This window comes from Azospirillum sp. TSH64 (assembly GCF_003116035.1).
Taxonomy (GTDB): domain Bacteria; phylum Pseudomonadota; class Alphaproteobacteria; order Azospirillales; family Azospirillaceae; genus Azospirillum.
The window spans coordinates 3213752-3229124 of sequence record NZ_LGQW01000015.1; the positions used below are offsets into that span (position 1 = coordinate 3213752).

The 15373-nt window shown below is 66.5% G+C and carries 17 protein-coding genes and 2 tRNA genes; 6 read left to right on the top strand and 13 right to left on the bottom strand.

Translation table 11 applies throughout. The annotated features are described in order from the left end of the window. Window positions 1–124 precede the first annotated feature (124 nt). The 6 genes from TSH64_RS16070 to TSH64_RS16095 all read right to left on the bottom strand — a co-directional run bounded on the left by TSH64_RS16070 (window position 125) and on the right by TSH64_RS16095 (window position 5316). Window positions 125–613 carry a MarR family transcriptional regulator gene (locus TSH64_RS16070; protein ID WP_109446357.1) on the bottom strand — a complete coding sequence of 163 codons (489 nt, stop codon included), beginning with the start codon at window positions 611–613 and terminating at the stop codon, window positions 125–127. 217 nt (window positions 614–830) lie between these two features. Next, a complete protein-coding gene (locus tag TSH64_RS16075; RefSeq protein ID WP_109446359.1) occupies window positions 831–1610 on the bottom strand; it encodes an SDR family oxidoreductase in 780 nt (259 codons plus the stop codon). Between the two features lie 23 nt (window positions 1611–1633). Continuing rightward, entirely contained in the window at window positions 1634–2356 is a 723-nt protein-coding gene (locus TSH64_RS16080; RefSeq protein WP_109446361.1) for a DnaA/Hda family protein, read from the bottom strand. 13 nt (window positions 2357–2369) lie between these two features. Next, a complete protein-coding gene (locus TSH64_RS16085) occupies window positions 2370–3437 on the bottom strand; it encodes an AI-2E family transporter (RefSeq protein ID WP_109446363.1) in 1068 nt (355 codons plus the stop codon). Beyond that, window positions 3434–3994, bottom strand: a complete 561-nt coding sequence (locus TSH64_RS16090) for a CDP-alcohol phosphatidyltransferase family protein (protein WP_109446365.1) — start codon at window positions 3992–3994, stop codon at window positions 3434–3436. The genes TSH64_RS16085 and TSH64_RS16090 overlap by 4 nt, the downstream gene beginning before the upstream one ends. Next, window positions 3991–5316, bottom strand: a complete 1326-nt coding sequence (locus TSH64_RS16095; RefSeq protein WP_247872973.1) for a DUF2066 domain-containing protein — start codon at window positions 5314–5316, stop codon at window positions 3991–3993. The genes TSH64_RS16090 and TSH64_RS16095 overlap by 4 nt, the downstream gene beginning before the upstream one ends. 142 nt (window positions 5317–5458) lie before the next feature. Between TSH64_RS16095 and purM the strand changes: the two genes are divergently transcribed. The 3 genes from purM (at window position 5459) to TSH64_RS16110 (ending at window position 7464) form a co-directional block, all read left to right on the top strand. Further along, window positions 5459–6520 carry a phosphoribosylformylglycinamidine cyclo-ligase gene (purM, locus tag TSH64_RS16100; RefSeq protein ID WP_109446369.1) on the top strand — a complete coding sequence of 354 codons (1062 nt, stop codon included), beginning with the start codon at window positions 5459–5461 and terminating at the stop codon, window positions 6518–6520. A 22-nt stretch (window positions 6521–6542) separates the two neighbouring features. Further along, the gene (gene purN / locus TSH64_RS16105; RefSeq protein WP_109446371.1) at window positions 6543–7196 is read left to right on the top strand and encodes a phosphoribosylglycinamide formyltransferase; all 654 of its coding nucleotides are present in this window, start codon (window positions 6543–6545) and stop codon (window positions 7194–7196) included. Window positions 7197–7320: 124 nt separating this feature from the next. After that, the gene (locus TSH64_RS16110; protein ID WP_109051686.1) at window positions 7321–7464 is read left to right on the top strand and encodes an aa3-type cytochrome c oxidase subunit IV; all 144 of its coding nucleotides are present in this window, start codon (window positions 7321–7323) and stop codon (window positions 7462–7464) included. 47 nt (window positions 7465–7511) lie between these two features. On the opposite strand, the gene TSH64_RS16115 is transcribed toward TSH64_RS16110, so the two are convergent. The 5 genes from TSH64_RS16115 to TSH64_RS16135 form a co-directional block, all read right to left on the bottom strand. After that, window positions 7512–10160, bottom strand: a complete 2649-nt coding sequence (locus tag TSH64_RS16115) for a valine--tRNA ligase (RefSeq protein ID WP_199237569.1) — start codon at window positions 10158–10160, stop codon at window positions 7512–7514. Window positions 10161–10226: 66 nt separating this feature from the next. After that, window positions 10227–10760, bottom strand: a complete 534-nt coding sequence (locus TSH64_RS16120; RefSeq protein WP_282188107.1) for a DUF2497 domain-containing protein — start codon at window positions 10758–10760, stop codon at window positions 10227–10229. Between the two features lie 255 nt (window positions 10761–11015). After that, window positions 11016–12419 (bottom strand): TolC family outer membrane protein, encoded by a 1404-nt coding sequence (locus TSH64_RS16125; RefSeq protein WP_109446377.1) that lies wholly within the window; start codon window positions 12417–12419, stop codon window positions 11016–11018. Between the two features lie 2 nt (window positions 12420–12421). Further along, the gene (locus TSH64_RS16130; RefSeq protein WP_109446379.1) at window positions 12422–12748 is read right to left on the bottom strand and encodes a rhodanese-like domain-containing protein; all 327 of its coding nucleotides are present in this window, start codon (window positions 12746–12748) and stop codon (window positions 12422–12424) included. A gap of 102 nt (window positions 12749–12850) precedes the next feature. Then, window positions 12851–13507 (bottom strand): protein-L-isoaspartate O-methyltransferase, encoded by a 657-nt coding sequence (locus tag TSH64_RS16135; RefSeq protein WP_109446381.1) that lies wholly within the window; start codon window positions 13505–13507, stop codon window positions 12851–12853. 306 nt (window positions 13508–13813) lie between these two features. Here TSH64_RS16135 and TSH64_RS16140 point away from each other — a divergent pair. The 3 genes from TSH64_RS16140 to TSH64_RS16150 all read left to right on the top strand — a co-directional run bounded on the left by TSH64_RS16140 (window position 13814) and on the right by TSH64_RS16150 (window position 14709). Further along, a tRNA-Cys gene (locus TSH64_RS16140) sits at window positions 13814–13887 on the top strand. Between the two features lie 231 nt (window positions 13888–14118). After that, a tRNA-Asn gene (locus TSH64_RS16145) sits at window positions 14119–14194 on the top strand. Window positions 14195–14457: 263 nt separating this feature from the next. Beyond that, window positions 14458–14709: a hypothetical protein gene (locus TSH64_RS16150; RefSeq protein WP_109446383.1), complete on the top strand. Its 252-nt coding sequence runs from the start codon at window positions 14458–14460 to the stop codon at window positions 14707–14709. Window positions 14710–14744: 35 nt separating this feature from the next. Here the strand turns inward: TSH64_RS16150 and TSH64_RS16155 are convergent, their stop codons facing one another. Then, window positions 14745–14987 (bottom strand): hypothetical protein, encoded by a 243-nt coding sequence (locus TSH64_RS16155; protein ID WP_109446385.1) that lies wholly within the window; start codon window positions 14985–14987, stop codon window positions 14745–14747. Window positions 14988–15056: 69 nt separating this feature from the next. Continuing rightward, entirely contained in the window at window positions 15057–15236 is a 180-nt protein-coding gene (locus tag TSH64_RS16160; protein ID WP_109446387.1) for a hypothetical protein, read from the bottom strand. Window positions 15237–15373 lie beyond the last annotated feature (137 nt).

Consider the following 15373-nt stretch of genomic DNA (forward strand, 5'->3'; position numbering starts at 1 on the left):
ACGGACGAAGAACGGCAACCGGCTAGTTCTGCCTATGTTCCTGTTACGGACTCCAGTGTTCCATTCCGGACACAGATCGAACGGACAGGTGGTTAGAAAGTTACGTGTCGAATGCAGGAATCTGTCAGCCCGGATCGGCATCGTCGTAGCGGATCAGATCGGTCCAGGCGCGCTCCAGCCGGCGCAGCGTGCGATAGGTGGTTTCGAAGTCGGCACCGTCGCTGTCGGTGCGCAGCAGCGTATCTGCGCGCGTCGCTTCCAGCTTCTTCAGCGCTTCGCAGGCGGCCAGCCCCTGGGAGGAGAGCTTGAGCCGGGCGGCCCGCCGGTCGCGCTGGGACGGGCTGCGGTCGACATAGCCCGCCTCCACCAGATGCTTCAGATTGTAAGACGCGTTGGAGCCCAGATAGTAGCCGCGCTCCAGCAGGTCGCGGACCGACAGCTCCTCGGTGCCTATGTGCAGCAGCATCAGCGCCTGTGTCGGGCTGAGGTCGGTCACACCGATGCGGGCCAGTTCCATCCGAAGCACGTCGAGGAAGCGCCGGGTGATGCTTTCCATGACGCGGCCAAGGTCGGTGTAGACCGCGGGGGCCGCCACACTCTGCTGCATGCTCATCGTTCCTGTGCCAGTGGCTCGCAAAAGCCGTTGTCCGGTCGCCGCGGCACTGCCGCGTTTTGCCGACCGGCGGACCGGGGAAGCGGCGCCCGAGCCGATGCTCGAGCCCCCCTTCCCGTCGCCGTTTCTTAATGGCCTGTGACGATGGGCGGATTTTATTGCGAATTGGAGAGACAAACTTGAGACGCGGCGGCGTCCCGTCTTCCGATACCGCAGGTTACATCGTGCCGGGGAAGGCTCCACCATCCAGAAGGATGTTCTGTCCGGTCATGAAACCGGAGCTTGCGGCACAAAGAAAGGCGCAGGCAGCCCCGAATTCCTCTGGATCGCCGAATCGGCCGGAGGGATTCGACTTGCGGCGCAGTTCCATCTCTTCGTCGATGCTGCGTCCGCCGGCCTTGGCACCGCCTTCCATCGTCTTGCGCAGGCGGTCGGTTTCAAAGGGACCGGGCAGCAAGTTGTTGATGGTGACGTTGTGCTTCACCGTCTGGCGCGACAGGCCGGCGACGAAGCCGGTCAGGCCGGTGCGGGCACCGTTCGACAGGCCCAGAATCGGGATCGGTGCCTTGACGGCGGCCGAGGTGATGTTGACGATCCGGCCGAACCCCCGGGACATCATGCCGTCCACCGTCGCCTTGATCAGGAAGATCGGCGTCAGCATGTTGGCGTCCAGCGCGCGGATCCAGTCCTCCCGGTCCCAGTCATGAAAGTCGCCGGGCGGCGGACCGCCGGCATTGTTGATCAGGATGTCCGGCTCCGGGCAGGCGGCGAGCGCCGCGGCCCGCCCCTCCTCCGTCGAGATGTCTCCGGCGGCGGTGGTGACCGTAACGCCGGTCGCCTTGCGGATCTCCTCGGCGGTCGCCTCCAGCGCATCGGCACTGCGGGCGGTCAGGGTGACATGCACGCCCTCGCGGGCCAGCGCGAAGGCGCAGGCGCGGCCCAGCCCCTTGCTGGCGGCGCAGACGATGGCGCGGCGGCCGGCGATACCCAAATCCATGATCGTCTCTTCCCTTGTCGGTGTCAGAGGGTCGTTTTGGAACCGGATCGTTGCGGTTCCATCCGTTGCAGTTCCGAAAGGACTTCCCGCGCCAAAGGCACGGTCACGCCACGATGGGCGGCCAGCGACGCATGGTCCAGCGCCGCCACCAGACGGCGGGCAAAATCGAGCGACCGCTCCATCCGTGCCAGCAGATAAGTGACGACTTCCATCCCCGGCCGCAACTGGCGGTCGGCGAACAGCTTGACCAACACCGCGGCGAGCAGAGCGTCGTCGGGCGCCCGGACCTCGACCGCCGGCGCGCCCTTGATGCGCGACCGCAGGTCGGGAAGCGTCGTCCGCCAACGCGACGGCGCCTTGCGCGACAGAAGCAGAAGATGGCCCTGTTGTTCACGGGCGAGGTTGTACAGGTGGAACAATGCCTCTTCCCGCTCCGGCCGGCCGGCGACCATGTCGGCATACTCGACGACCACGGCGTTGGCAGGCATCAGCAGGGACGGGACGACAGCCGTATCGAGGGCATCGCCGCGGGTCACCAGGGCATGGCTGCGGGCGCGCCAGACCTGTGACAGGTGGGTCTTGCCGCAACCCGCGGGTCCGTACAGCGTCAGTGCCGGGGCGGGCCAGGATGGCCAGCGGTCCAGCCACGCCACAGCATCGGCGTTGCTGGGTGCGACAAGGAAATCCTCGCAGCCCATCGCCGTCCGGTGCCCTAGATCGAGCGGTATCTGCGCCGGCAAGCTCATGCGGACACACCCATCAGCGTTCCGCGTCGGTGCCGCGGTAGTACGGGCTCGAGAGATACTGTCGCAAGGCGAAGCGGGTCAACACGCCGATCACCGCGGCGACCGGAACCGCCAGCAGCACGCCGACGAATCCGAACAGGCTGCCGCCGGCCAGCAGGGCGAACATCACCCACACCGCATGCAGCCCGACCTTGTCGCCCACCAGCTTCGGCGTCAGGACATTGCCTTCCACCGCCTGCCCGAACAGGAAGATGCCGATGACGATGGCGACGCGCCAGAACTCGTCGAACTGCAGCAGGGCAAGGCCGGTGCTGGCGACGAAGCCGAACAGGGTGCCGACATAAGGGATGAAGGACAAGAGCCCGGCCATCAGACCGATCACCAGTCCGAAATCCAGCCCTGCCGCCGACAGCGCCAGCGCATAGAAGACGCCGAGCACGACGCAGACAGTCGCCTGCCCGCGCACGAAGCCGGACAGGGTGACGTTCACCTCACGGGCCTGCTCGCGCACCGTCTCGGCATGTTGGCGCGGCAGCCACGAATCGACCTTCCCCACCATCAGGTCCCAGTCGCGCATCATATAGAAGGCGACGACGGGGGTGATGAACATCAGGGTGACGATGTCGAACAGCGCCAGCCCGCCCGACAGGATGCGGGTGACGACGCGGCCGACCAGCCCCGCCAATTCACCCGCGTAGTTGCCGGCGGCGGCACGAAGCCGCTCGACATCGTCGGCCGGCAGGCGGTGGATGAAGCGGTTCAGCGCCGGGATCAACCGCTCCTTCGCCAGCGTCGCATAGTTTGGCAGCACTTCCAGCAGGTGGGAGACCTGCCCCTGCACCAGCGGCAACAGGAGCAGCGCCATCAGCACCATGACCAGCACGAAACCCAGCAGCACCAGCGTGGTGCCGAGCCAACGCGGCAGCCGCGCCGCCTCCAGACGGTCGACTGCCGGGTCGAGCAGATAGGCGATGGCCAGCCCGACCACGAAGGGAAGCAGCATGTCGGCCAGCAGCCACAGCGCCAGCACGAACAGCACCAGCCCGACCAGCCAGAAGCGGAGCTGCTTCGCCGGCGTCACGGAACGCCGCCGAGCCGGTTGAACAGCAGGGCTCCACGCCGTGCGTACATCACGCCGGACAGCACCGTCGTCACCGTGCAGACGTACACCAGCACATCGACCAGCTCCCAGCCATTCAGATGGATGTCCGGCAGCCCCAGCGCCGGCGGCGCCAGCACGGCGGCGGCCAGCGCGATCTGCACCACCGTGTTCACCTTGCTGATGTAGAGCGGCTGCATCGCCAGCGTCTCCTTCAGCGTGAACAGCAGGATGACGCCGCCGATGATCATGATGTCGCGGAACACAACCATCATCGCCAGCCACAAGGGGATGGTGCCGACCCAGGCCAGGGCAATGTAGACCCCGACGATCAGCGCCTTGTCGGCCAGCGGATCGAGATAGCCGCCCAGCACCGTACGCGCGCGGAACATGCGGGCGATGGCGCCGTCCAGCGCATCGGACAGGCCGGCGGCGACGAAGAGGGCGAAGGCCCACTCCATCCTGCCGGTGAGGATCATGTACATCGCAGCCGGAACCGCCACGATGCGCAGGAAGGTGATGATGTTGGGTACGCTCACGGTGCGCTCTTCGCCGGCAGCGTTCCCAGGTTGCGCGGCGGGGCGCCCATCGTGCCCACGGCACCCGCATCCATCGGCGCCGACGGCGCCAGCGACGTCGGGGAGGCCATCGGCGCGGCGGAGGACGGAACGGCACCGGCCGACGCGGCACCCGACCCGCGCGGCAGCAGCGTCAATTGCCAGTCAGCCGACGGCACCGGAGCACCGGGATAGCCAGCGGCAACCGGGGTTGCGACGGGAGGCGCGGCATGCGCGAAGCCCAGATCCTGGCGGGCAAGCGCCTGGGCCAGCTGCTCGGGCGCACCGCGATAGGTCAGGGTGATCAGCGCCTCGCTGCGGGTCATCGACATCAGGGTGTTGCGGGTCACCGCATTGACGGCGGACAGGCGCTTGCGCGTTTCCACCCAGTCGTTCACCGCGGTCAGCGGCACGCGGACGAGGGTGTTCTGCTCGGGACCGGTGGCAGTGGTGTGCTCGCGCTTCCACGACTCATCCACCTGGGTTCCGACCGATGCGACGGCGCGGTTCAGCAGTTCATCGGCAGTTCCGCCGCCCTTGACCTGAACCGTCTGGTTCTCGCGCGTCCCGTCCACCCCGTAGCGGGTGACGTCAACCGTCAGGCCGCGAGCCGGATCGGGGCCGTTGGCCGGAAGATCGGTTCGGGCGACCACCACTCCGCCCGCCTTGTAGGCCTGGGCGATGCGGGCGAGCGCGTCGGCGTTGCCGGCGACAGCGTCCTCGCCGCTGATCGCCTGGGCATCTGACAGCTCGCCGTCCGGTACCACCAGCGGCACCAGCGATGCGGCGGGCTGCCGCGCCTCCCAGGCCGCGCGCCAGGGGGTGCGATCCTGCCACAGGATGGTGCGCCCGTCGGTCAGCGTCACCGGCAGGATGACGAAGGGCCGCGACGGCGGCTCCACATACTGGGCGGCACCGCCGCTCTGGCCGAGGGCGTCGCGCACTGCATTGGGCCGGAACCGCACGGTGATGGCGCCGACATAGCGGCTGGCCGACACCTTCTCCTCGTCGATCTCGAAGCCCTGGACCAGCTTGGCGATCTCGCCGTCGGACAGGCGCGGAGGATTGCCGCCGCCGGGAACGAGCCGGCGGTACAGCTCCACCCAGGCCTTGGCCTGCGCCTCGCGGATCGCCTGATCGCGTACGGTGGTCGGGTTGCTGCCGTTGATGTCGACCCGGACGCCGGACACCGCGAAGGGGTCTGCAGCGGACGGAGCGGCGGCAGCGGAAGCGGCGGCCGGCGGCGGGGAACCGGTCTGCGCCCCGGCCGGCCCGGTCATCGTCACGACCAGAGCGGTGGACATGGCAGCAAGACCGGCGAGGAGCGGCGCGCGGCGGCGGTGGAGCATTGCAAAGCCTTCCGATTCGAGTATGTTCGGCCCGAGCCCAAGGCCCGGTATATAGCTCAGCCCAAGCGAGGATACCATCAGCACCCAGTCCTATAACATGTCCGACGCCTACAAGCAGGCCGGTGTGGACATCGATGCGGGCAACGCGCTTGTCGAAGCGATCAAGCCGCTTGCCCGCTCCACCGCGCGTTCAGGCTCCGACGCGGGCCTGGGCGGTTTCGGCGCGCTGTTCGATCTGCGCGCCGCCGGCTACCAGGATCCGCTTTTGGTCGCGACGACCGACGGCGTCGGCACCAAGCTGAAGGTGGCGATTCTCGCCAACCGTCACGACACGGTCGGCATCGATCTCGTCGCCATGTGCGTCAACGATCTGGTGGTGCAGGGCGCCGAGCCGCTGCTGTTCCTGGATTACTATGCCACCGGCAAGCTCGACGTGGCGGCCGGCCGCGACATCGTCGCCGGCATCGCCGAAGGCTGCCGTCAGGCCGGCTGCGCGCTGGTCGGCGGCGAGACCGCCGAGATGCCCGGCATGTATTCCGAGGGCGATTACGACCTCGCCGGATTCTCCGTCGGTGCGGTGGAACGCCAGCACGCCCTGACCGGTTCCGCCGTGCAGGCGGGCGACGTGGTTCTCGGCCTCGCCTCCACCGGCGTGCATTCCAACGGCTATTCGCTGGTGCGCAAGCTGGTCGAGAAATCTGGCCTCGGCTACGACTCCGCCTGCCCGTGGGACGCGTCGAAGACGTTGGGCGAAGCGCTGCTGACGCCGACCCGCATCTATGTGAAGAGCACGCTGAAGGCGGTGCGCGCCGGCACGGTCCGTGCCATGGCCCACATCACCGGCGGCGGCCTGATCGAGAACATTCCGCGCGTCCTGCCGGACGGGCTGGGTGTCGTTCTCGACGCCTCGACCTGGACCCTGCCCCCCGTCTTCTCCTGGCTGATGAAGACCGGCGGCATCGCCCCGTACGAGATGGCGCGCACCTTCAACGTCGGCCTCGGCATGGTCGTCGTGGTTCCGGCTGACAAAGCGGCCGAGGCCATCGACATCCTGCGCGAGGGCGGCGAGACGGTCTTCACCGTCGGCACCGTCACCGCCCTGAAGGACGGCGATGCCCGCGTGACCGTCACTGGCATGGACGCGGCCTGGACCGCCTAAGGGACGCCTCAAGGATTCGTTGATGAGCAAGTTGAAGCTCGGCGTCCTGATCTCGGGGCGCGGCAGCAATCTGCAGGCGTTGATCGACGCCTGCGCTGCGCCGGAATTCCCGGCCGAGATCGCGCTGGTGCTGTCCAACAAGGCCGAAGCGTTCGGCCTTGAGCGTGCATCCGGCGCCGGGATCGCCACCGCGGTGGTCGACCACCGCCGCTATCCCGGCGACAAGCCGGCCTTCGAGGCGGCGATGGATGCCGCTCTTCGCGAGGCCGGCGTCGAGCTGGTCTGCCTTGCCGGCTTCATGCGCCTGCTATCGCCCTGGTTCGTCGGGCAATGGCACAACGCGCTCATCAACATCCACCCGTCCCTGCTGCCCTCCTTCAAGGGCTTGGACACCCATGAGCGGGCGCTGGCCGCCGGCGTCCGCTTCCATGGCTGCACCGTGCATTACGTGCGTCCGGAAATGGACGAGGGCCCGATCATCGCCCAGGCGGCGGTGCCGGTCCTGCCCGGCGACGACGGCCACAGCCTGGCCGACCGAGTCCTTTTGTCGGAACACAGGCTCTATCCGCATGCCGTCCGTCTGATCGCCGCGGGCCGTGCCCGAGTCGATGGCGATCTGGTGCGGATCGACGGTCCGGTTCCGGACCTTGCGGCCTTGGTGAACCCGCCGCTTTAGGACCCTGTCCTTTCCGATCACCACCCGTCCGGCATGGTTGACGGTTCCACTCGGAATCTGTTGCGTTTCTGTGCATCCGCGTCAAAATTTGCGGGCAAAAGAAACTGTTGGAGGGTTGATCGATATGGCGGCTGTGAGTCCCAACCCGGTCAGTGCGGAGACCGTTCGCTCACATCAGGCGACCTGGATCGCCTTCACCAAGTTCATGAAGCTCAGCATCGCCGGGGTCATCGCGGTGCTCGTGCTGCTGGCGATCTTCACGCTGTAGCGGACGGATGGGAAGGGGGCCTGTAACAAGCCCCCTTCCCCCACACATCAGCCGGCCAGCATCTCCAGCGCCTTCTGCAGCTTGTCGCGGGCCTGATCGGCGGCCTCGCGGCGGTCGCGCTGCTCCTCGATCACCTCTTCCGGAGCCTTGGCGACGAACTGCTCGTTCGACAGCTTGGCGTCGATCTTCTTGATCTCGCCGGTCAGCTTGTCGATCTCCTTGGACAGGCGCGCCTTCTCCTTGTCGAGATCGACGATGCCTTCCAGCGGCAGAACCAGCGTCGTCTCGTCCAGCACCGCCTGGACGCTGCTCTTCGGAACATCGCCCTGGAGCGGCTCGACGCTCGACAGGCGGGCCATGCGCAGGATCAGGTCGCGGTGGGTGTCCAGCCGCTTCAGGCTGACCGCGTTCGGATCCTTCAGCTTCAGCTCGATCTGCGCCGCCGGCGGGACGTTCATCTCCGACCGCATGGAGCGGACCGAGGTGATCAGGCGCACAACCCAATCCATCTCGTCGCGCGATGCCGGATCGACGCTGTCGGCGGCGAACTCCGGCCATTCAGCCGAGATCAGCCGGTTGGCACGCGCCGGCGACAGCTGCTCCCACAGCTCTTCGGTGATGAAGGGCATCAGCGGGTGCAGGATGTGCAGGATCTGGTCGAGCACCCAGGCGGTGGTCGCCCGCGTCTCCGCCTTTGCAGCCTCGTCGGTGCCGGCGAGGATCGGCTTGGTGAACTCCATGTACCAGTCGCAGAAGGTGCCCCAGGTGAACTGGTAGGCGGCACCGGCGGCCTCGTTGAACTTGTAGGCGTCGATCGATTCGGCAACCTTCTTCGCCGCATCGGCCAGCGCGCCGACGATCCAACGGTTGACCGTCTGGGTCAGACCGACCGGCTTGTAGCCGGCGACCGGATCGCAGCCGTTCATCTGGCAATAGCGGGCGGCGTTCCACAGCTTGGTGGCGAAGTTGCGGTAGCCCTCGACCCGGTTCACCGCCAGCTTGATGTCGCGGCCTTGGGCTGCCATCGCCGACAGGGTGAAGCGCAGCGCATCGGTGCCGTACTGGTCGATGATCTCCAGCGGGTCGATGACGTTGCCCTTCGACTTCGACATCTTCTGGCCCTTCTCGTCACGGACAAGGGCGTGGATGTAGACGGTGCGGAAGGGCACATCCTTCATGAAGTGCAGGCCCATCATCATCATCCGGGCGACCCAGAAGAAGATGATGTCGAAGCCGGTCACCAGCACGTCGGTCGGGTAGTAGCGGTCCAGCTCCGGCGTCTGGTCCGGCCAGCCGAGCGTCGAGAAAGGCCACAGCGCCGACGAGAACCACGTGTCGAGCACGTCGGCGTCGCGCGTCAGTTCGACATCGCTGCCGTAATGGATCTTCGCGGCAGCGCGGGCCTCCTCCTCGGTCTCCTCGACGAAGAAGGTGCCGTCCGGACCGTACCAGGCCGGAATCTGATGGCCCCACCAGATCTGGCGGCTGATGCACCAGGGCTGGATGTTGCGCATCCATTCGAAATAGGTGTTCTCCCACTGCTTGGGCACGAACACCGTCTTGCCGGTCTCCACCGCCTCGATGGCGGGCTTCGCCAGGGTCGCGGCATCGACATACCACTGATCGGTGAGCCACGGCTCGATGGCGACGCCGGAGCGGTCGCCGTGCGGGACCATGTGGGTGTGCGGCTCAATCTTCTCCAGAAGCTCAAGGGCTTCCAGCTCGGCGACGATTTTTTTGCGCGCCTCGTAGCGATCCAGCCCGCGATAGGCCTCGGGAACGTTGTCGTTCAGCCGGGCATCGCGATCCATGATGTTGATCTGCTCGAGCCCACAGCGCTTGCCGACCTCGAAGTCGTTGAAGTCGTGGGCCGGCGTGATCTTCACGGCACCCGAACCGGTCTCCGGATCGGCATACTCGTCGCCGACGATGGGGATCAGGCGGCCGACCAGCGGCAGGCGGACCATCTTGCCGATCAGGTCCTTGTAGCGCTCATCCTCCGGATGCACCGCCACGCCGGTGTCGCCCAGCATGGTTTCCGGACGGGTGGTGGCGACCACGATGAAGCGGCCCTCTTCCCCGTCGATGGGGTAGCGGAAGTGCCAGAGGTTGCCCTTGATCTCCTTCTGCTCGACCTCGAGGTCGGAGATGGCGGTGTGCAGCTTCGGGTCCCAGTTGACCAGCCGCTTGTCCTTGTAGATCAGGCCCTGGCGGTGCAGTTCGACGAACACCTTGCGGACGGCGCGGCTCAGCCCCTCGTCCATGGTGAAGCGTTCGCGCGGCCAGTCGGGCGAGGCACCCAGGCGGCGCAGCTGGCGGGTGATGGTCCCGCCCGATTCGGCCTTCCACTCCCAAACCTTGTCGATGAAGGCATCACGGCCGAAATCGTGGCGGGTCTTGCCGTCCTTCGCCAGATTGCGCTCCACCACCATCTGGGTGGCGATGCCTGCATGGTCGGTGCCGGGCTGCCACAGGGCGTCGCGGCCGCGCATGCGGTTGTAGCGGGTCAGCACGTCCTGGATGGTGAAGGTCAGCGCATGGCCCATGTGCAGGCTGCCGGTGACGTTCGGCGGCGGCATCATGATGGTGTAGGGCTTGCCGTTCCCCTGCGGCTGGGCGGCAAAGGCGCCAGACTCTTCCCACAGGCGGTAGTGCTTCTCCTCGACCTCGGCGGGCCGGTACGTCTTTTCCAACATCACCACGAACTTTCGCTAGAAACGTCTCAACCAGGGCTCAAAAAAGCGGGTCTCGGAAAGACAGGATCAGAACTTCTGTGACCGCCGGATCATGCGGTCGATCTCCTGCTGGACCAGCCGCTCGACCACCGTCGGCAGATTCTCGTCCAGCCACTCCTTCAACAGCGGCTTCAGCAGTTCGCGCACCACCTCTTCCACCGTGCGGATGCCGATGGGCATCGGGCCGATGGACAGGTCGTCGCCCAACTCGCGCGCCAGATGGGTCAGGTGGTGCGAGGCATCCTCCGCCGTCCGGCGGGAGATCAGCCCGGCATCCGGATCGACCGCGCGGCGGCGCGGACGCGGCGGGGGCGGCGGCTCGTCATCCTCGAAATCGTCGAAGGCCGGCATCGGCCGCCGGGCGGCAGGACGCGGCGGCGGCATCGGTTCGGGCTCCGGCTCTTCCCAGCGCGGCGAGGGCGGAGGGGGAGGTGACGGCTCCGGAAAGGCCGGTTCCTCCGGCCAGGGGTCGGGATCGGGCTGGCCGAAGTCGGGCCGCTCGTCCGGTTCATCCTCCACCATCTGGGTCAGTTCCAGAACGTCGTCGTCCTCCTCCACCATCGGGGGTGGCGGGGGCGGCGGCGGAGGGGGCGGCGGAGGTGGAGGCGGCGAAGGCGCCTGAGTTTCCGATTTGGCAGGCTCGCCGTCCTCGGAAATGATCCGCCTGATGGAGGCGAGGATTTCCTCCATCGAAGGTTCTTGCTGGCCCTTATCGCTCATCTTGGCAACCCGAGACGTCAACCTGCCCCAAACCTAGGGCAGGGCTGGCAAAAAAGCCATAATACAAAAACGGCCCGCTTTCGCGGGCCGCTGCATTCATTCGGTCACCGAAGTTCCGAACCACTTGCCCCGCGTCTTGTCGTAATTCGCGGTCGGGTCGTATTTCTGAACCGGCAGGTTCAGCCGGTCCGCCGTCAACTGTCCGCTGGATGCCAGTACATTGAAGGCCGCAACCATTTCGTCGTGCTGGGCACGGACAAGGAAGACGCGGGCGTTCAGCAGTTCCTGTTCCTGGTTCAGCACGTCGAGCACGGTGCGCGAGCCGACCTGCGCCTCCTGACGGACGCCTTCCAGGGCGATCTGGGCCGCCTTGATCTGCGCCGAGTAGGACTCGATGCTGGCGCGGGCCGTCTGCAGGGCCTGCCAGGCGCTGACCGCCGATTCGGTCACCTGGCGGCGGGACTCCTCGATCTGCAGGCGGGCCTGGTTGGCGGTCTGCTTGGCCTCGCGGACCAGGGCTTCCGGCTGGCCGGCCTGATAGAGCGGGATGGTCACCTGGGCGGTGACCTGCGCACTGTCGGAGCGGTTCAGGTCGATGCCGGAAGAGCGGCCCGGATCGTAGGTGCGGGTGCCGCTGGCCGAGAGATTAACCGACGGCAGCAGGCGGCCGTACTGCTGGTCCACCGCCTCGCGCTGCGCCGCCTCGGTGTAGGAGGCGGACAGGACGTTCGGGTTGTTGGCACGGGCTAGCTCGACCAGCTCGTCCAGGTTCTTCGGCAGGCGGAAGGCTGGCTTCGGCGCCTTCAGCTCGCCGGGAGCGGCGCCGACCAGACGTTCGTAGGTGGCGCGGGAGGCGCGCAGCGTGCCTTCGGCCGAAATCTTGGAGGCGATGGCGGCCGACAGGCGCGACTCGGACTGGCTGACGTCGGTGCGGGTGTATTCACCGACGCGGAAGCGGTCACGGGCGGCGTCCAGCTGGCGGCGCAGCACCTGCTCGTTGTTTGTCTGCAACTGCAGGATGGCCTGGTTCTGGACGATGTCCAGATAGGCCTGGGCGGCGGCCAGCAGAACCGACTGTTCCGAGGCGATCAGGGTGGCGCGCTGCGCCTCGACCAGCCGCTCGGCGCGGCGGACGGCCGGGGCGACGGTGGCGTCGTAGATCGGCTGGGTGGCGGTGACGCCGACGCTCTTGGCGTTGGCTTCCGAGCCGGTCGAACCGCCGTCGAACTTGCTCTCGCCCATCGAGCGGGAGATGCCGGCGGTCACGCGGGCGGTCGGACGGTAGCCGGACAGCGCCTGGGGCACGCCTTCGTCGACGGCGCGCAGGCGGGCGCGCTGGGCGCCGATCGTCGGGTTGTTGGCATAGGCCTGGGCGAGGGCCTGTTCGAGGGACTGGGCCTGGGCCGTACCACCGCCGGTCACTGCTGTGCCCATCGTAGCGGTCAGGGTCAGGGCCGTCGCCAGCAGCCAGCGGCGCGCAAAACGGCTTCGCACGGTCATGTTCAGTAGACCTTCATGTTCGGGTCGATTCGGCGCGCCCAGGCATCGACACCGCCATCCAGGTTGATGGCGCGGTCGAAGCCCCTGGAACGCAGCCACATGGTGACCTGCGCGCTGCGGCCACCGTGGTGACACACGACGACGACATCGCGGTCCTTCGGCAACTCGTCCACCCGACCGGGAAGCCCGTTCATCGGGATGTGCAGGCTGCCGTCGATGGCGCACAGCGCAAACTCCCACGGTTCGCGCACATCGAGGACGACCGGTTCGTCGCCGGCCTTGCGGCGGCGGTCCAGTTCTTCCACCTCGATCTCAAACGGTGCGGCCATGGTTGCTCACTTTCGTGCAAGGGCGACGGCGACGGTAGCGCAGAACCGCACAGAGGTAAACTGCACGGTTCAGTTCAAGACCACTCCAACCGGCGAATCCGGTCAGAACACGAAGGAGGCCTTCTTTTCAAAGCCCGGCAGGGCATGCGGCTGGGCCTCGAACAGGATGCGGCTGGACACCACGCCGGCGGTGCGCTGGAACAGCCGGACCTCGCCGACGCTGCCCTTGCCCTGGACGATGGCGACCAGACGCCCGCCTTCCGCCAGCTGGTCGGTCAGCGAAGCCGGCACCTCCGGAACGGTACCCTCGACGACGATCACGTCGTAAGGGGCGTTTTGGGCGTACCCCTCCGCCAGCGGACCGGTGACGGTCTTGGCATTGGCGATCCCCTGCCCGGCCAGAGCCGCGGCCGCGGCCGCGGTCAGCTCTTCGTCGCAATCCAGGCCGACCACCGACGAGGCGAGCCGCCCCAGCACCGCGGTGGAATAGCCGCCTGCGGCCCCGACGTCGAGCACCCGGTCGGTTTCCTGCACGGCAGCGGCCTGCAGCATACGGGCGAAGACCATCGGTTCCAGCAGGAAGCGGCCCTTGCCGATGGGGAGATCGTCGTCGACATAAGCGACGCCGCGCGCCGACGAAGGAACGAAGGCTTCGCGCGGAAGCTCAGACAGGACATCGACGAGACGTTGATCCGTCACCTTGTTGGGGCGGATCTGTCCCTCGACCATGAAATAGCGTGCGGCGGCGAAATCGGTCATGGCGGTCGCTTATTGATGTGTTGTGACGACACCGGCACCAAGCCGCACAGCGAACGGCTTTCTGCCATGGCGGTATATAGCCGCAAAGGCTTGGCGAACACAACGTCACGAGCGATAGGCGGGCGGGCTTTGCCGAAGGCCGGGAAAACGGCAGGCCGGGACGTCGACTAAGGAGCGGTCATGCCGGTCCGATCGACGATGTTCAAAAATCGTCACCATTCGCCTTGACCGCTCCGTTCCAGGCCGCTATACCACCGCTCCACACCGAGGGCGCACCGGAAACGGCGCGCCGGTGCCGGTCAGGATGGCGCGGTGGCAGAGTGGTGATGCAGCGGACTGCAAATCCGTGTACGTGGGTTCGATTCCCGCCCGTGCCTCCATACCTGACAGCAGTATAGATTACGACCGGAACAGTCGAACGCAGCCCCGCTCTCAGCGGGGCTTTTTGCGTTTGGGCCTTGTTTTCCTTTGCAGAATGGCCGTCGGCCACCCCTTTGCCCGCCGCCAAAAGAAAATTCACTTTTCTGTCGGAATTGGCTTGGCAGGTCCGAATGGTTCGGCTATACACCCGCCACGCCAACAACGGCGGCGGCCGAAAGGTCAGTCACCGATCCCGGTTAGCTCAGTTGGTAGAGCAGCGGACTGTTAATCCGCTTGTCGCTGGTTCGAGTCCAGCACCGGGAGCCAGATCGAAAAGGCCGGATGCCACACGCATCCGGCCTTTTTGTCTTTCTGCACTCTTACAGCTTGACTGTGGCCCTTAAGTAACCGAATTCGGTTTAAAGCAGTTGGGCTAGGACTGACGGTGCCCCGCCACGGCATGAACTAGTCCCAAAAGACGATCCTGCCCTGCCGGAAGCGAAATGCCGCGCGCGTCTGCACAGGGTTAGACTTGATAACAATCCGGGCCGAGCCTTGGGCCGGGCGTCTCCAGCCGATGGAGGACCGCCGTGCTTCTGCCATTCCAATCCGAACATTTCCGCACCGCCCCTCCGGTCGGCAGCACCGGCAACCGCTCGTCGGAATCCGACGAGCGTCCGGTCCGGACAATTGACTGCGTCACGGCAATGCTGCTGTTCCTGGTTGCCGTGCTGGTCGCCCTGCTGGCTTTCAGCGCCGATTGGACCGGGCCTGCCGCCGACCGCAATCCGCAGGCCTACGAGAACACCCCGGTTTTGGTGATCCCGCCAAACCCGCGCTGAACGCTCGGGAGCAAGGCACCGGTCATCGAGGCGCCCTACTCCACCAGATCGTCATAGATGCTGTCGTCGGACTCCGATGGGTCGCCCCCCACCGCGGCAACCGCCACCCGCTTCCATTCCCCGCACCAGTCGGTGGACAGGGTGATCGGGAAGTCGCCTTCCGGACTTCGCGGGGTCACCACCGGCGGATAGCGTCGGCAGGTTCCCTTCGGCCCGCGCTGGCGGAGCCCCTGCCCCTCCCAGAAGCGGCAGGTGTAGCAGGTGTCGAGTCGCTTCATCGCGGACCGCTCTCCTTAATGATGGCCGGCTTCAGGTCGGTCGGCCATGCGGACCCGCTTTGCCCTCCGTCAACCGGTGGAGGGCGGCTTGGCAGGCCGCATCGTGTCTGCGCATCTGGCGTAGTACGACTTGATGTCCGCGTCCAGAACGCTGCGGCGGCGTCCCTCCTCAGAATCCTCCGGTGCGTCGCTCAGGCGCTGGAACTCCTGGACGGCCTGTTCCAGCTCCTGTTCGCTTTCGATGGGCATGTTGTCTCCTTTCCCCGTTGATTGCGGGACCCGGACAAGACAACAGCGACCGACGGCGGTATGTTTCCATCACCATGGTCGCGCTTGTGGTGGACGACCGTGCGATGACGGCTTGATGAGCCGCGACTCGAACGCAA

What these genes read in the sequence shown, in the direction of transcription:
- TSH64_RS16070 (WP_109446357.1), bottom strand. Translation starts at nt 613, where the DNA reads ATGAGCATGCAGCAGAGTGTGGCGGCCCCCGCGGTCTACACCGACCTT.
- TSH64_RS16075 (WP_109446359.1), bottom strand. Translation starts at nt 1,610, where the DNA reads ATGGATTTGGGTATCGCCGGCCGCCGCGCCATCGTCTGCGCCGCCAGC.
- TSH64_RS16080 (WP_109446361.1), bottom strand. Translation starts at nt 2,356, where the DNA reads ATGAGCTTGCCGGCGCAGATACCGCTCGATCTAGGGCACCGGACGGCG.
- TSH64_RS16095 (WP_247872973.1), bottom strand. Translation starts at nt 5,316, where the DNA reads ATGTCCACCGCTCTGGTCGTGACGATGACCGGGCCGGCCGGGGCGCAG.
- purM (WP_109446369.1), top strand. Translation starts at nt 5,459, where the DNA reads ATGTCCGACGCCTACAAGCAGGCCGGTGTGGACATCGATGCGGGCAAC.
- purN (WP_109446371.1), top strand. Translation starts at nt 6,543, where the DNA reads ATGAGCAAGTTGAAGCTCGGCGTCCTGATCTCGGGGCGCGGCAGCAAT.
- TSH64_RS16110 (WP_109051686.1), top strand. Translation starts at nt 7,321, where the DNA reads ATGGCGGCTGTGAGTCCCAACCCGGTCAGTGCGGAGACCGTTCGCTCA.
- TSH64_RS16115 (WP_199237569.1), bottom strand. Translation starts at nt 10,160, where the DNA reads ATGTTGGAAAAGACGTACCGGCCCGCCGAGGTCGAGGAGAAGCACTAC.
- TSH64_RS16120 (WP_282188107.1), bottom strand. Translation starts at nt 10,760, where the DNA reads ATGGTGGAGGAGGACGACGACGTTCTGGAACTGACCCAGATGGTGGAG.
- TSH64_RS16125 (WP_109446377.1), bottom strand. Translation starts at nt 12,419, where the DNA reads ATGACCGTGCGAAGCCGTTTTGCGCGCCGCTGGCTGCTGGCGACGGCC.
- TSH64_RS16130 (WP_109446379.1), bottom strand. Translation starts at nt 12,748, where the DNA reads ATGGCCGCACCGTTTGAGATCGAGGTGGAAGAACTGGACCGCCGCCGC.
- TSH64_RS16135 (WP_109446381.1), bottom strand. Translation starts at nt 13,507, where the DNA reads ATGACCGATTTCGCCGCCGCACGCTATTTCATGGTCGAGGGACAGATC.
- TSH64_RS16155 (WP_109446385.1), bottom strand. Translation starts at nt 14,987, where the DNA reads ATGAAGCGACTCGACACCTGCTACACCTGCCGCTTCTGGGAGGGGCAG.
- TSH64_RS16160 (WP_109446387.1), bottom strand. Translation starts at nt 15,236, where the DNA reads ATGCCCATCGAAAGCGAACAGGAGCTGGAACAGGCCGTCCAGGAGTTC.